This window comes from Aquabacterium sp. J223 (assembly GCF_024666615.1).
In the GTDB taxonomy this organism is placed as follows: Bacteria; Pseudomonadota; Gammaproteobacteria; order Burkholderiales; family Burkholderiaceae_C; genus J223.
The window spans coordinates 394,060-408,601 of sequence record NZ_CP088297.1 but is presented as its reverse complement, the minus strand read 5'-3'; the positions used below and the strand labels follow the sequence as shown (position 1 = coordinate 408,601).

General features: G+C 72.9%; 15 protein-coding genes and 1 pseudogene. 10 read left to right on the top strand and 6 right to left on the bottom strand.

Features of this window, described 5'->3' with window-relative positions:
* The first annotated feature begins 8 nt into the window (after positions 1-8).
* Positions 9-359 (top strand): hypothetical protein, encoded by a 351-nt coding sequence (locus tag LRS07_RS01950; RefSeq protein ID WP_260500353.1) that lies wholly within the window; start codon positions 9-11, stop codon positions 357-359.
* Between the two features lie 82 nt (positions 360-441).
* On the opposite strand, the gene LRS07_RS01945 is transcribed toward LRS07_RS01950, so the two are convergent.
* Positions 442-852 carry a response regulator gene (locus LRS07_RS01945; protein ID WP_260500352.1) on the bottom strand — a complete coding sequence of 137 codons (411 nt, stop codon included), beginning with the start codon at positions 850-852 and terminating at the stop codon, positions 442-444.
* Positions 853-874: 22 nt separating this feature from the next.
* Entirely contained in the window at positions 875-1,414 is a 540-nt protein-coding gene (locus LRS07_RS01940; RefSeq protein WP_260500351.1) for an adenine phosphoribosyltransferase, read from the bottom strand.
* Between the two features lie 100 nt (positions 1,415-1,514).
* Here LRS07_RS01940 and LRS07_RS01935 point away from each other — a divergent pair, with 100 nt between their 5' ends.
* The gene (locus tag LRS07_RS01935) at positions 1,515-2,003 is read left to right on the top strand and encodes a hemerythrin domain-containing protein (RefSeq protein WP_260500350.1); all 489 of its coding nucleotides are present in this window, start codon (positions 1,515-1,517) and stop codon (positions 2,001-2,003) included.
* A gap of 13 nt (positions 2,004-2,016) precedes the next feature.
* Here LRS07_RS01935 and LRS07_RS01930 read toward each other — a convergent pair.
* A pseudogene (locus LRS07_RS01930) lies at positions 2,017-4,015 on the bottom strand (cation:proton antiporter domain-containing protein).
* 134 nt (positions 4,016-4,149) lie between these two features.
* Here LRS07_RS01930 and LRS07_RS01925 point away from each other — a divergent pair.
* The 4 genes from LRS07_RS01925 to LRS07_RS01910 are packed head-to-tail and all read left to right on the top strand — an operon-like array spanning position 4,150 to position 7,118.
* Positions 4,150-5,106, top strand: a complete 957-nt coding sequence (locus LRS07_RS01925; RefSeq protein WP_260502010.1) for a KpsF/GutQ family sugar-phosphate isomerase — start codon at positions 4,150-4,152, stop codon at positions 5,104-5,106.
* Positions 5,106-5,687: a KdsC family phosphatase gene (locus LRS07_RS01920; RefSeq protein WP_260500349.1), complete on the top strand. Its 582-nt coding sequence runs from the start codon at positions 5,106-5,108 to the stop codon at positions 5,685-5,687. The genes LRS07_RS01925 and LRS07_RS01920 overlap by 1 nt, the downstream gene beginning before the upstream one ends.
* Entirely contained in the window at positions 5,674-6,315 is a 642-nt protein-coding gene (gene lptC, locus LRS07_RS01915; RefSeq protein ID WP_260500348.1) for an LPS export ABC transporter periplasmic protein LptC, read from the top strand. Before LRS07_RS01920 ends, lptC begins: the two co-directional genes overlap by 14 nt.
* Positions 6,312-7,118: an SDR family oxidoreductase gene (locus LRS07_RS01910; RefSeq protein ID WP_260500347.1), complete on the top strand. Its 807-nt coding sequence runs from the start codon at positions 6,312-6,314 to the stop codon at positions 7,116-7,118. Before lptC ends, LRS07_RS01910 begins: the two co-directional genes overlap by 4 nt.
* A 66-nt stretch (positions 7,119-7,184) precedes the next feature.
* Here LRS07_RS01910 and rbp read toward each other — a convergent pair whose 3' ends face one another.
* Positions 7,185-7,727, bottom strand: coding sequence for an RNA-binding regulator (rbp, locus tag LRS07_RS01905; RefSeq protein WP_260500346.1), 543 nt, complete (start codon positions 7,725-7,727; stop codon positions 7,185-7,187).
* A 191-nt stretch (positions 7,728-7,918) separates the two neighbouring features.
* On the opposite strand from rbp, the gene LRS07_RS01900 reads away from it, so the two are divergent.
* Positions 7,919-8,875 (top strand): hypothetical protein, encoded by a 957-nt coding sequence (locus LRS07_RS01900; protein WP_260500345.1) that lies wholly within the window; start codon positions 7,919-7,921, stop codon positions 8,873-8,875.
* An 8-nt stretch (positions 8,876-8,883) separates the two neighbouring features.
* Here the strand turns inward: LRS07_RS01900 and LRS07_RS01895 are convergent, their stop codons facing one another.
* Positions 8,884-9,552, bottom strand: a complete 669-nt coding sequence (locus LRS07_RS01895; RefSeq protein WP_260500344.1) for a CAAX prenyl protease-related protein — start codon at positions 9,550-9,552, stop codon at positions 8,884-8,886.
* A 98-nt stretch (positions 9,553-9,650) separates the two neighbouring features.
* Positions 9,651-10,505 (bottom strand): 23S rRNA (adenine(2030)-N(6))-methyltransferase RlmJ, encoded by an 855-nt coding sequence (locus LRS07_RS01890; RefSeq protein WP_260500343.1) that lies wholly within the window; start codon positions 10,503-10,505, stop codon positions 9,651-9,653.
* A gap of 112 nt (positions 10,506-10,617) precedes the next feature.
* Here LRS07_RS01890 and LRS07_RS01885 point away from each other — a divergent pair, with 112 nt between their 5' ends.
* From LRS07_RS01885 to LRS07_RS01875, 3 genes are all read left to right on the top strand, one after another.
* Positions 10,618-11,631, top strand: coding sequence for an alkene reductase (locus LRS07_RS01885; protein WP_260500342.1), 1,014 nt, complete (start codon positions 10,618-10,620; stop codon positions 11,629-11,631).
* A gap of 265 nt (positions 11,632-11,896) precedes the next feature.
* Positions 11,897-13,762, top strand: a complete 1,866-nt coding sequence (locus tag LRS07_RS01880; protein ID WP_260500341.1) for a phosphoenolpyruvate carboxykinase (GTP) — start codon at positions 11,897-11,899, stop codon at positions 13,760-13,762.
* Between the two features lie 64 nt (positions 13,763-13,826).
* A complete protein-coding gene (locus LRS07_RS01875; RefSeq protein ID WP_260500340.1) occupies positions 13,827-14,528 on the top strand; it encodes a UPF0149 family protein in 702 nt (233 codons plus the stop codon).
* Positions 14,529-14,542: the final 14 nt, after the last annotated feature.

The window sequence follows — 14,542 nt, the reverse complement described above, 5'->3', positions numbered from 1 at the left end:
GCCCGCCCATGACCTCCCGCCTCCGGCCGTCGCGCTGGCGCCTGCTCGGCCCCTTGCTGCTGCTCGGCGCGCTGGGCGGCTGCGCCGTCGCGCCGGTGCAGCCGGGGTACCCCGGCGACGTGGTGGTGATGCCGCCGCCGGTCACCGGGCAGGTGTGGCTGTACGGCGGTTCCGGCGGCTACCACCCCGGTTACCGCCATGCGCCGCCCCCCGCCGCCGCGCTGGGTGGCGCCGCCCCCGCCGCGCTGGGTCGCCCCACCGCCGCGCTGGGTGGCACCCCCGTCGGCACCGCCGCAGTGGCAAGGGCCGGGGCATGGGCACGACCGGCGGCAGCACGGCTGGCGGCCCGGACGCGGTGACGACGGTCCCGGCCGTGGCCCGGGCGACCGCGGACACGGCGAGGGGCGCGGCCGCGGCGACGGCCGCTGAGCGCGGCGCGGCTCAGCCGGCCCGCGGCTGCGCGATCAGGGCCAGCAACTGGTCGGCGTCCACCGGCTTGGTGCAGTGGTGGTCGAAGCCGGCGTCGTGCGCCTTGGCCTGGTCGTCCGACTGGCCCCAGCCGGTCAGCGCGATGAGCAGCATGCGCTGGCCCCAGTCGGTGGCCCGCAGGGCCTGCGCCAACTGGTAGCCGTTCAGGCCGGGCATGCCGATGTCCAGCAGGGCCACGCGCGGCCGCCAGGCCTCGGCCAGCGTCAGCGCCTGGCGGCCATCGCCCACGGTCCGCACCTCGTGGCCTTCGAGGTCGAGCAGCAGCGCCAGGCTTTCCGCCGCATCGTGGTTGTCGTCGGCGATGAGCACCGTCAGGCGGGCGCCGTCGTCGGAGTTGGCGGATGCCGGGTCGTGGGAAATCATTCGGGTTCCAGACAGGTGGGCCCTAGTGCCCGGCGTAATGCACGAGGGTGTGCACCGCGAGCCCGGCTTCGCGCAACCGCGCGGAGCCCTGGAGCTCCGGCAGGTCGACGATGGCCGCGCCTTCGATGACGACGGCGCCCAGCCGCTCGAGCAGGCGCTTGCCGGCCATCATGGTGCCACCGGTGGCGATGAGGTCGTCGATCAGCACCACGCGGTCGCCGGTCTTGACCGCGTCGGTGTGCAGCTCGACGGTGGCCGAGCCGTACTCCAGTTCGTAGGTCTCGGCGACGGTGGTGAAGGGCAGCTTGCCCTTCTTGCGGATGGGCACGAAGCCGACGTTGAGCTCGTAGGCCAGCACCGAGCCGATGATGAAGCCGCGCGCGTCGAGGCCGGCGATGAGGTCGGGCCGCACGTCGAAGTAGCGGTGCACGAAGGTGTCGATGAGGACGCGAAAGACCTTCGGGTTCTGCAGCAGCGGCGTGATGTCGCGGAACTGCACCCCCGGCGACGGCCAATCCGGCACGGTGCGGATGTGGTGGCGGATGAAGGCGTCGGTGTCCATGGCGTGCGGCGGTTGGGGGCGCGATTGTGCGCCGCGCGGGCGGGATCGCTACAGTGGGCACCTGCGCCCCGCCGCCACCGCCTGCCAACGCCGTCCCGCCATGAAGAACCCGCCCCTGCTGCGCGATGCCAACGCGCCGGAACCGGCCAGCACCGCGTCCTTCCTGTGGTCCGATGCCCGCGTCCTCGGCTACACGCCGATGGACGAGACGCACGAGGAGTTCTACCAGGTCGCCTTCGCGCTGCTGACCAGCACCGAGGCCACCATGCTGTCGGCGCTCGATGCCTTCGAGCGCCATGCGGTGGACCACTTCGAGCAGGAGGACGGCTGGATGCGCAGCACCGAGTTCCCGCCGCGCGACTGCCACATCGAGGAGCACGAGGCGGTGCTCAAGTCGACCCGAGAGGTGCGGCAGCTGGTGGCCAGCGGCGAGCGGGGGCTGGAGCTGGTGCACGACTTCGCGCTGCACCTGTTCCAGTGGTTCCCGGGGCATGCCGACTACCTCGATTCGGCGCTCGCCGCCTGGATGACCAAGCGCACCATGGGCGGCAAGCCGGTGGTGCTGCGGCGCTCCATCGCCAAGCCCTGACCGGCGGGGCGGTTCAGCCCTTCAGCAGCGCCTCCTCGGCCAGCGCCAGCGCCTGCGGCTGGCCCGACAGCACCAGGGTGTCGCCGGCGGCCAGCGCCAGCGCGTCGTCGGCCTGCAGCACCTGCCCGCCGGCTCGCCGCAGCGACACCACCTGCACCCCCACCGCGTGCAGCGCCAGGTCGCCCAGCCGGCGGCCCAGCACCGGCGCGGCGGCCGGCAGGTTCAGGCTGAGCAGCCGCTCCTGGTGCAGTTCCTCCAGGGTGTCGTCGTCGGCACCGTGGAAGTAGCCGCGCAGCAGGCGGTAGCGCTTGTCGCGCGCGTCGCGCACCAGGTGGATGACGCGGCGCATCGGCACCCCGACCAGCGCCAGCGCGTGGCTGGCCAGCATCAGCGAGCCCTCGATGGCCTCGGGCACCACCTCGGTGGCGCCGGCGGCGCGCAGCCGCTCCAGGTCCGCGTCGTCGATGGTGCGCACCACCACCGGCACCTTGGCCGCGTGCTGGCGCACGTGCTGCAGGATCTTCAGCGCGGACGGGGTGTCGTGGTAGCTCACCACCACCGCCGCCGCCCGCGCCAGGCCGGCGGCCATCAGGCTGGGCAGCCGCGCGGCGTCGCCGAACACCACGCTCTGGCCCGCCGCGGCCGCCTGGCGCACGCGGTCGGGGTCGAGGTCCAGCGCCATGTAGGGGATGTGCTCCTGCTCCAGCAGCCGTGCCAGGTTCTGCCCGCTGCGGCCGTAGCCGCAGATGATCACGTGGCCCTCGGTGCGGATCGACTTCTTGGCGATCGAGGTCAGCGCCACCGACTGCATCAGCCAGTCGTTGGCCGACAGCCGCATCACGATGCGGTTGCTGTACATCACGATGAAGGGCGTGGCCAGCATCGACAGCACCATGCTGGCCAGCACCGGGCTCATCCAGCGCGGGTCGACCAGCCCGCCGTCGGCGCCGAGGGTCAGCAGCACGAAGCCGAACTCGCCGGCCTGGGCCAGGTACAGGCCGGTGCGGATGGCGACGCCGGGCTGCGCGCCGAACAGCCGTGCCAGCACCGCCACCAGCACGAACTTGGCCACCACCGGCAGCACCGCCAGCAGTCCGACCAGCAGCCACTGGTCGACCAGCGGCCGCCAGTCCAGCCGCATGCCGATGGTGATGAAGAACAGCCCCAGCAGCACGTCGTGGAAGGGCCGGATGTCGGTCTCCACCTGGTGCTTGTATTCGGTCTCGGCGATGAGCATGCCGGCCAGGAAGGCGCCCAGCGCCAGCGACAGCCCGGCCTGCTCGGTCAGCCAGGCCAGCGCCAGCGTCATCAGCAGCAGGTTGAGGACGAACAGCTCCTCGCTCTTGCGCCGGGCCACCAGCGTCAGCCACCAGCGGGTGAGCTTCTGGCCGCCGACCAGCAGCAGTGCGAGCAGCAGCGCCGCCTTCACGCCGGCCAGCGCCAGCGCGCGCCGCCATCTCCTCCGCGCCGGAGTTCAGCGCGGGGATGAGCACCAGCAGCGGCACCACCGCCAGGTCCTGGAACAGCAGCACGCCCATGATGCGGCGGCCGTGCTCGCTCTCCAGCTCCAGCCGTTCGGCGAGCAGCTTGCCGACGATGGCCGTGCTCGACATGGCGATGGCCGAACCCAGCACCACCGCGCCGCGCCAGTCCAGCTCCCACTGCCGGCCCAGCAGCGGGAAGCCGGTGGCCAGCAGCAGGTTGCCGACCACGGCGCCGAGCACCGTCAGCACCACCTGCGACATGCCGAGACCGAAGACCAGCTTGCGCATGCTGCGCAGCTTGGGCAGGTTGAATTCCAGCCCGATGACGAACATCAGGAACACCACGCCGAACTCGGCCAGGTGCTGCACGCCCGATTCGTCGCGCGCCAGGGCCAGCGCGTTGGGCCCGATGACCACGCCCACCGCCAGGTAGCCCAGCATCGGCGGCAGCTTCAACGACCGACAGGCCACCACGCCGGCCACGGCCGCCACAAGGTAAAGCAGGACGAGTTCGAGGGTGGTGGCCATCCGGTTTCCTAGAATCGCCGATCCTATTCGAGCCCCTGGACCGCCAGGGGGCGACCGCCTTGGCCGACACCCCTGCTGACGCCCCTGCCGCCACCGATCGCGCCGCCGCCGGTCACCTCGGCGATCCCGATCGCCTGCTGCGCCTGGCCGCGCAGACCCTGGAGATCGAGGCGCGTGCGCTGCACGCCCTCGCGCAGCGCCAGGGCACGGCCTTCGTGCAAGCGGTGCGCGCCGTGCTGGCCTGCCGCGGCCGGGTGGTGGTCAGCGGCATGGGCAAGAGCGGCCACGTCGGCCGTAAGATCGCCGCCACGCTGGCCTCCACCGGCACGCCGGCGCTGTTCCTGCACCCGGCCGAGGCCGGGCATGGCGACCTCGGCATGGTGACCGAGCACGACATCGTGCTGGCCATCTCCAACTCCGGCGAGAGCGACGAGCTCAACCTCATCCTGCCGGTGCTCAAGCGCCTGGGCGTGCCGTTGATCGGCATGACGGGCCGTGCCGGCTCGACCCTGGCCCGCCATGCCGACATCGTGCTCGACAGCGGCGTCGACCAGGAAGCCTGCCCGCTCAACCTCGCGCCCACCGCCAGCACCACCGCGCAGATGGCGCTGGGCGATGCGCTGGCGGTGGCGCTGCTCGACGCCCGCGGCTTCGGCGAGGCCGACTTCGCCCGCTCCCACCCCGGCGGCGCGCTGGGCCGCAAGCTGCTGACGCACGTGGGCGACCTGATGCGCCGCGGCGACGCCGTCCCCCGCGTCGCGCCGGACACGCCGCTGCCCGAGGTGATGCGCGAGATGACCCGCGCCGGCCTGGGCGCGACCGCGGTGGTCGACGGCGAGGGCCGGGTGCTCGGCGTCTTCACCGACGGCGACCTGCGCCGGCTGGTCGAGGGCGGCGGCGACCTGCGCGCGCTGCGCGCGCACGAGGTCATGCACCGCTCGCCGCGCCGCATCCGCGACGGCGCGCTGGCCGCCGAGGCGGCGCAGCTGATGGAGGACCACCGCGTCAACAGCGTGCTGGTGGTGGACGACGAGGACCGCCTGATCGGCGCCCTCAACAGCCACGACCTGATGCAGGCCAAGGTCATCTGATGGCGCTGCGGCCCGCGCTCGACGTCCCGCCCGAGCTGCTGCTGCGGGCCCAGGGCCCGGCCGGGCGGCTGCGCGCGGCGATCTTCGACGTCGACGGCGTGCTCACCGACGGTCGGCTCTACATCGGCGCCGACGGCGAGCAGGTCAAGGCCTTCCACGTGCTCGACGGCCATGGCCTGAAGCTGCTGGCGCAGGGCGGCATCGTGCCCGCCGTGATCACCGGCCGCGACTCGCCGGCGGTGCGGCGCCGCATGGCCGACCTCGGCGTCGCGCACGCCGCCTATGGCGTGAAGGACAAGCTCGCGGTGGCCGAGGCGCTGCTGGCAGCGCAGGGCTGGACCTGGGCCGAGGTGGCCGTCATCGGCGACGACTGGCCCGACCTGCCGCTGCTGCAGCGTGCCGGCTTCGCCTGCGCCCCGCCGCAGGCCCATGCCGAAGCGCTGGCGCTGGCCCACCACGTCACCACCGCCCGCGGTGGCGAGGGCGCGGCGCGCGAGTTCTGCGACCTGCTGCTCATTGCCGCCGGTCGTTACGCCGCCCTGCTGCAAGGGCAGCTCGACACGCTCGATGGCGGCCGCTGACGGCCCGCGCCGCACCTGGCGCCAGCGCCTGCTCGACGGCCAGCAGGTGGTGAGCACCTACCTGCCGCTGCTGCTCATGGCGTTGCTGGCGCTGGCCACCTGGTGGCTGGTGCAGAACACCCCCGGGTTGCTCAAGCCCAGCGGCGAGCGGCCGAAGCGCCACGAGCCCGACTACTCGATGCAGGATTTCACCGTCGAGCGGTTCCGCGTCGACGGCCGGCTGACGCTGCGCATCCAGGGCCGCGAGATGCGCCACTACCCCGACGACGACACGCTGGAGATCGACCAGCCCCGGCTGCGCGCGGTGGACCCGCAGGGCCGGCTGACGGTGGCCACCGCGCGCCTCGGCCGCGCCCGCGCCGACGGCAGCGAGGTGCAGCTGCTCGGCGACGCCGACGTGCGCAGCGAATCGCCCGACGCGCCGCCGGTGGAGTTCCGCAGCGAGTTCCTGCACGCCTTCATCGACCAGCAGCGCCTGCGCACGCACCTGCCGGTGCGCATCCGCCAGGCCGGCAGCGAGATGCAGGCGCAGGGGCTGGACTACGACCACGCCCGGCGCCTGGTGCAGACCCAGGGCCGCAGCCGCGCCAGCTTCCCGCCGTCGGCCGGGCGCGGGGGCGCACGGTGAGCGCCGCCGACACGCGGCCGCTGGTGGTCGTCACCGGCGCCTCCAGCGGCATCGGCCAGGCGCTGGCGCGCGAGGCGCACCGCCGGGGGTGGCGGCTGGCGTTGATGGCGCGCCGCGAGGCGACGCTGCGCGCCTGGGTGGCGCAGCAGGGCTGGACCGCCGCCGACGCGGCGGTCTACGCCGCCGACGTGCAGGACGTCGCCTCCATCACGGCCGCCGGGCGGGCCTGCCTGGCCGCCCAGGGCCTGCCGCAGCGGGTGATCGCCAACGCCGGCATCAGCCTGGGGGTCGACACCCGCCATGCCGAGGACCTGGCGGTGATGGAGCAGGTGCTGCGCACCAACCTGCTCGGCGTGGCCGCCACCTTCCAGCCCTTCATCGGGCCGATGTGCGACCGCGGCCAGGGCCAGCTGGTCGGCATCGCCAGCGTGGCCGGCGTGCGCGGCCTGCCGGGCCATGGCGCCTACTGCGCCAGCAAGGCCGGTCTCATCGCCTACCTGGAGAGCCTGCGCGGCGAATGCCGGCCGCACGGGGTGCAGGTGCAGGCGCTGCTGCCCGGCTACGTCGACACGCCCCTCACCCGCGACAACCGCTATCCGATGCCCTTCCGGCTCGGCGCCGACGCCTTCGCCCGGCGCGCCTGGCGGGTGATGGACGCCGGCGGTGCCTGGCGCGTCGTGCCCTGGCCGATGGCCGTGGTGGCGCGCCTGATGCGCCAGCTGCCGGCGGCGCTGTTCGACCGCCTCATCGCCGGCCAGCCGCGCAAGCACCGCCACCCTGGGGCGCACGCCGACGCGCCATGAAAAACGGGTGCCGAAGCACCCGTTTTCGTAAGGCGACCCGGTGAGGCACCGGGCACTGGGCCTGGGTCAGTAGCCGCCGCGGCCACCGCCGCCATAGCCACCGCCGCTGCTGCCGCCGTTGCCACCCCGGCCGCCACCACTGCCGTAGGGGCTGCGGCCACCGCCGCCGCCATAGCCGCCGCGGCCACCGCCGCCGCCATAACCGCCGCCGCCGCCTTCGCTGCCGCCGCCGCCATAGCCACCGCGGCCACCGCCACCACCACCGTAGCCGCCGCCACCGCCGCCGCCACCGTAGCCACCACCGCCGCCGCCGTAGCCGCCACGGCCACCGCCGCCGCCACCGAAGCCGCCCGGGCGCTCTTCACGAGGACGGGCCTCGTTCACGACCACCGCGCGGCCCTGCAGGGGCTGGCCGTTCATGCCGTTGATGGCGGCCTGCGCCTCCGCGTCCGTGCCCATCTCCACGAAGCCGAAGCCCTTGGAGCGGCCGGTTTCGCGGTCCATCATCACCTTGGCGGAGCTCACCGCCCCAAATTGCGCAAACGCTTCCTGAAGCGTTTCATCCCGGACGCTGTAGGCCAGATTGCCGACGTATAACTTGTTTCCCATGGGGGAAGCCCTTTCAGTTTCACAAATGCATATGGAGCTTCAACCCATCGACCAAGCCAGCCAAGGCGCCGCGTCCAGACACAGATTTGTGATTATCTAGGCAATCGCGGAGCCGCCGGCAAGAGGCTGAGCCCAGGGTGTTGCCATGAGGCGATAAGCCCTGCCCAGGAACATCCCTACCATCCCGGCCCATGAAAGCGCGCTCCGTCCGACCCGTCGAGGCCCTTGACCGCGTCCTCGGCAGCGTCGATGCCTTGCGCAATGGCGGTGCGCTGTACCTTTTGCTGGCGGGATTTTCCGGTGGCGGGCTGTTTCTCGCGATGGCGAGGTCCTCGGCGGCCAGCGACCCGGCCGGCTCGGCGCCCTGGTGGCAGCTGGCGCTCGGGCTGGCGGTCGCGTTCTACGGCGCCAACGCGGCGGGCCTGGTGCTGATGGACCAGGCGCGGGGCCAGCCCTGCCGCAGCATCGGCGACGCGGTGCGCGACGCCCTGCGCCCGGCGCTGCGGCTGCTGGCACTGCTGGCGGTGCTGGTCGTCGCCGCGGCGCTGCTGTTCGGCGCGGCGGCGGCGCTGCTGGCCGGCGGCCGGCTGCCGGGCGTCGGACCGGCGGTGTTCGGCCTGGCGGTGCCGCTGGCGGTGCTGCTGCTGGGCGGGGGCCTGCTGGTGCTGGCGCTGGTGGTCGGCCCGCTCGCCGCCCCCGCCGCCTGGAGCGGCGAGCCCCTGGGCGGGATGCTGCGCTTCCTGCTTCACCTGCTGCGCAGCCGCCTGGTGGAGGCGGTGCTGCTGGTGCTCGCCGTCGCCGGCCTGACGGCGCTGGTGGGGGCGCTGGTCACCTTCGTCGTCGCCAGCGGTGCACGGGCGGTGCTGCTGCTGTCCGAACTGGTGGGCCCCGACCTGCCGATGGACCAGTGGATCGCCGGCCTCTACGGTTACGGGCTGCGCAGCCTCGGCGCCGCGCGCCAGCCCATCGTTCAGGACCCGCGGGCGGCGGCGGCGCTGGTCGGCGGCGGGCTGGTGTTCGCGCTGGCGCTGGCGCTGCCCGGGCTGGTCTACCTGCGCGGGCACTGCGCCGTCTTCCTGGCGCTGCAGGACGCTCACGGTCCCCGCGGCCGCGAGGACCTGCCGCCCGGGGAGCGGTCAGCCGGCTGAGCCGACCCTCACCAGAACTCCCACCGGTTGGTGGCGACCACCCAGGCGCCGAGCACGCCGTTGGTCACCGCGTGGGCGATCACCGCCGTCCACAGCTTGCCGGTGCGCACGTAGAGCAGCGCGTACGCCAGCCCGGCGACGATGGCGGCCAGCCACAGCGTGTGCGCCAGCATGAAGACGAAGGTCGACAGCACGATGGCCTTGACCCCCACCTGGGCCGGCGGCACCGCCTCGAACTGCGGCTTGGCGATCCACCGCATCAGGAAGGAGCGCCAGAACAGCTCCTCCATCACCGGCACCAGCAGGGCCGCGCCGATCCAGCGCGGCACGATGAGCGACCAGTCCGGCCGGCCGTCGGGCCCGCGGCCGTCGAAGCTGGCGCTGGCCTCGCCCAGCCGCATCCACGGCGCGTCCAGCGTGATCCACAGCGCGAAGACGACGAGGCCGACGACCACCGACAGCAGCCCCTCGCCGACGGTGGGTGCGTTGGCGCGGCTGAGTTCCCCGTAGTCGCGCCACCACCACAGCAGCAGGGCACCGACCACGACCACCGTCAGCGTGTACAGCCAGCGCGGGTCGAGCGCCCCGTCGGCCGGCAGCGCGCCGCGCACGGCCAGCAGCAGCATGAAGACGGCGAAGGGGACGATGCGGCGCCAGGCGGCGGGGCTGAGGTTCATCGGGAAGCGGGCGAAAGGCGGGCGGCGCGAGTATCCCTGCGGCGCCTGACCTCCCTCCGGTGTGGCCCCGGGATCGGGTGGTCCACCGCCGGCCGGACTCAGGGCAGCCGCTGCTCCAGCAGGTGGCCCGCGCCCTCGAACCGGCCCAGCCGCTCGACCAGCCAGGGCAGCGCCTCGCGCAGCGCCGGCTCGAGGCCGAACGGCGGATTGACCACCACCAGGTGGCTGCCGATGAGGCCGAAGCCGCGCTCGCCGCCCTGGCTGACCGTCAAGCGGGCGTGCAGCCACCCGCGGGCGGCCGACTGGTCGACGCTGGCCAGCAGCCGCTGCGGCAGCCGTTCGCTCTGCACCGTGCGCAACTGCGGCACCCAGATGAGCAGCACCCCCTGCGCAAAGCGCTGCAGCGCCTCGCGCACGGCGGCCAGGGTGCGGTCGTAGTCGGCCTTCAGTTCGTACGGCGGGTCGATCAGCACCAGCCCGCGGCGCGAGGGCGGCGGCAGCTCCGCCTTCAGCGCGGCGAAGCCGTCGCTCTGCATCACCTGCGTCTGCGGCCGGCTGGCCAGGTAGCTCTCCAGGATGCGGCAGTCGGTGGGGTGCAGCTCGTACAGCCGCATGCGGTCGTCGGCGCGCAGCCGCTGGGCGGCGAAGCCGGGCGAGCCGGGGTACTGCTCGAGCGGGCCGCCGCCGTTGAAGGCGCGCACCTCGGCCAGGTACTCGGCCACCGCGGCCGGCGCGTCGGTGGCGTCGTACAGCGCGGCGATGCCGTCGGCCGCCTCTTCGTGCTGCCTGGCGTAGCGGCTGTCCAGCGCATAACCGCCGGCGCCGGCGTGGGTGTCGACGTAGGTGAAGGGCTTGTCCTTGGCCGCCATGTGCTTGAGCACCTGGACGAGCACCAGGTGCTTGAGCACGTCGGCGTGGTTGCCGGCGTGGAAGGCATGGCGGTAGGCGAGCATGCGGGGCACTGTAGCGGCGTCGAACGCCTACCCCGAAACGGCATGTCCGGGGGCGGGCAAGCCTTCCCGCTGCTGGCTACGCTCGGTGGATCCCGCTCACCACATGCCACCGATGTCCCGTCTGTTCGAACCCGTCACCGTCGGCGACGTGCCGCTGTCCAACCGCATCGTCATGGCACCGCTGACCCGCAACCGCGCGCCGAACCAGGTGCCGTCCGACCTCGCCGTCACCTACTACCGCCAGCGTGCGAGCGCCGGCCTCATCGTCACCGAGGCGACGCCGATCTCGCCGCTCGGCCACGGTTACCTCGACACCCCGGGCCTGCACCGCGACGACCAGGTCGCGGCCTGGCGCCGGATCACCGACGCGGTGCACGCCGCCGGCGGGCGCATCGCGGTGCAGCTGTGGCATGTCGGCCGCATCTCGCACGTCTCGCTGCTGCCCGAGGGCGAGGTGCCGGTGTCGTCCACCGCCCGGGCGGCGCAGGCCAAGACCTTCACCCGCAACGGCTTCGAGGACGTCTCCGCCCCGCGCGCGCTGCGACGCGAGGAGATCGCCGGCATCGTCGAGGACTACGCCCGTGCCGCGCGGCGGGCGACGGACGCCGGCTTCGACTTCGTCGAGGTGCATGCCGCCAACGGCTACCTGATCGAGCAGTTCCTGCGCGACAGCATCAACGACCGCGACGACGACTACGGTGGTTCCATCAACAACCGCACCCGGCTGCTGCACGAGGTGATGCGGGCGGTGGCCGGCGAGATCGGCGGCGCCCGCACCGGCGTGCGCCTGGCGCCGCTGAAGCTGGCGTTCGTGCACGTCGTCGAGGGCTCGACCGGCGGCCCGCGCGACGTCGCGCCCTTCGACTACGCCGCGCTCAAGCGCCGCTTCGCCGGCGCCTGGATCGTCAACAACGGCTACGACCGGGCCATGGCCCTGCAGGCGGTGGACAGCGGGGCGGCCGACCTGGTGGCCTTCGGCCGGCCGTTCATCGCCAACCCCGACCTCGTGCGGCGGCTGAAGGAGGACCTGCCGCTGGCCACGCCCGAGCGCAGGACGATGTACGGCGGCGGCGCCGCCGGCTACACCGACTACCCGGCCTGGGAGGCCGGCGCCGTCCGGGCGTGACGGTTGTCACGGGCCGCCGTCCCACCCCCTGCAGGCAGGTGGGGGGCGGTTCGGGTGTCATGCATTCCCCCATTCCGGATTTGCATAGCCCGGTCGGGACCCCTCTTTACACTGACATGACAGTGGTGTGGGGGCCGACTGGGCGCGAGAAGTGCCTGCGGCCTGGCCGGCGCTCCCGCCGACCCGCGACCGGTGGCATCGGGCCAGTCCTTCCCTCTCGGAGGACTGGCCCGATCCCACTTCTTTCATCCTTGGAGTTGTCGTGATGAACCGACCCGTCATGGAAGGCCTGCGCCTCAATGTCCCGGCGCATGTGCGCCACGCCCGTCTGATCGCCTGGGTGGCCGAGGTGGCCGCCCTCACCGAGGCGGCCGACGTCTACTGGTGCGACGGCTCGCAGGCCGAGTACGACCGCCTCTGCCAGCAGCTGGTCGATGCCGGCACCTTCAAGAAGCTCAACCCGGAGCTGCGGCCCAACAGCTACCTGGCCATCACCGACCCCAGCGACGTCGCCCGGGTCGAGGACCGCACCTTCATCTGCAGCGCGCGCCAGGAAGACGCCGGTCCCACCAACAACTGGATGCCGCCGGCCGAGATGCGCGCCCTGCTGCAGACGGGGGACAACGCGCTGTTCCGAGGTGCCATGCGCGGCCGCACGATGTACGTGGTGCCCTTCAGCATGGGCCCGATCGGCTCGCCCATCGCCCACATCGGCGTCGAGCTGTCGGACAGCCCGTACGTGGCCGTGAACATGCGCCTGATGACCCGCATGGGCAAGGCCGTGCTGGACGTGCTCGGCGACGACGGCGAGTTCGTGCCCTGCGTGCACACCATCGGCGCCCCGCTGGAGCCCGGCCAGAAGGACGTGGCTTGGCCGTGCAACAAGACCAAGTACATCGTCCACTACCCCGAGACCCGCGAGATCTGGAGCTACGGCTCGGGCTATGGCGGCAACGCGCTGCTGGGCAAGAAGTGCTTCGCCCTGCGCATCGCCTCGACCATGGGCCGTGAGGAAGGCTGGCTGGCCGAGCACATGCTGATCCTCGGCGTCACCGACCCGCAGGGCCGCAAGAAGCACGTCGCCGCCGCCTTCCCCAGCGCCTGCGGCAAGACCAACTTCGCCATGCTGATCCCGCCCGAGGGCTTCGAGGGCTGGAAGGTCACCACCATCGGCGACGACATCGCCTGGATCAAGCCCGACGCCCAGGGCCAGCTGCGCGCGATCAACCCCGAGGCGGGCTACTTCGGCGTCGCCCCCGGCACGAACCGGCTGACGAACCCGAACTGCATGGACTCGCTGAAGCGCGACGTCATCTTCACCAACGTCGCGCTGACCGACGACGGCGACGTGTGGTGGGAGGGCATGACCGACACCCCGCCGGCCCATTGCATCGACTGGCAGGGCAAGGACTGGACGCCGCAGATCGCCCGCGAGACCGGCGCCAAGGCCGCGCACCCGAACGCCCGCTTCACCGTCGCCGCCACCAACAACCCGGTGCTCGACCCCGAGTGGGACAACCCCGCGGGCGTGGTCATCGACGCGTTCATCTTCGGCGGCCGCCGCTCGACCACCGTGCCGCTGGTCAGCGAGGCGCGCAACTGGGTCGAGGGCGTGTACATGGCCGCGACCATGGGCTCGGAGACCACGGCCGCCGCCTTCGGCCAGCAGGGCGTGGTGCGCCGCGATCCCTTCGCCATGCTGCCGTTCGCCGGCTACAACATGAGCGACTACTTCCAGCACTGGCTGAACCTGGGCGACAAGCTGCAGGCCACCGGCGCCAAGCTGCCCAACATCTACTGCGTCAACTGGTTCCGCAAGGGCGCCGACGGCAAGTTCGTCTGGCCCGGCTACGGCGAGAACATGCGCGTGCTGAAGTGGATCCTCGAGCGGGTGGACGGCACCGCGCAGGGCGAGGCGCATGTGTTCGGCGTCAGCCCGCGCTACGAGGACCTGAACTGGACCGGCCTCGACTTCAGCCGCGAGCAGTTCGCCTCGGTGATCGGCATCGACCGCGCCGCCTGGCAGCAGGAGATGGCGCTGCACGGCGAGCTGTTCGACCAGCTGGCCTACCACCTGCCCACCGCGCTGGTGCAGACCAAGCAGCGCATCGAGCAGCAGCTGGCCGCCTGACCCGGCGGTCCGTCCGCCGCGAAGCCGCCCCTTGGGGCGGCTTCTTCTTTGCACCATCCCCGCCATGGCCCAGGACCTGAACGACTCCGAACTCGACGAACTGGCGCAGGGCCTTGACCTGCCGGAGCCGCTCGAACCCCTCGACGTGGTCATGCTCGACGGCTTCCTCTGCGGCGTGCTGGTGCAGCCGCGCCTGGTGCCGGTCGACGAATGGTGGCCCTTCGTGGCCGACCACGAGGGCCGGCCGCCGCCCGAGGGGACGGACCTGTCGCGGGTGCGGGTGCTGGCCGAGCGACGGCTGGCCGCGCTGAACGAGGCCATCGCCGAGGACGGCGCCTTCGACCCGCTGCTGCCGGCCGACGACGCGGCGCTGGCCGAGCAGGCCGGCGAACTGGGCCTGCCGGCCTGGTCGGCGGTGCTGATGGGCTGGGTGGCGGGCTTCGAGCTGGCCATGGCCCGGCTGGGCCGGGAGTCGGATCCCTGGCCCGACGAGGCCGACGCGCTGTTCGAGCGCCTGCTGCGGCACCTGCCGGCCGAGGACGGCGAGGACGTGCGCGCCCGCGAGGCCGCCGAGGCCGAGTTCCCGCTCGCGTCCACCGACGAGGCCATCGACGACCTGGTCGACGCGGTGGTCGGCCTGTGGGATGCGACGGTGGACGCGCGCTACCAGGTCGCGCCCCGCCGCCATGCCGCGCCCCCGGTGGGCCGCAACGACCCCTGCCCCTGCGGCAGCGGCCGCAAGTTCAAGAAGTGCCACGGCGCCTGACCCAGCGAGCCACT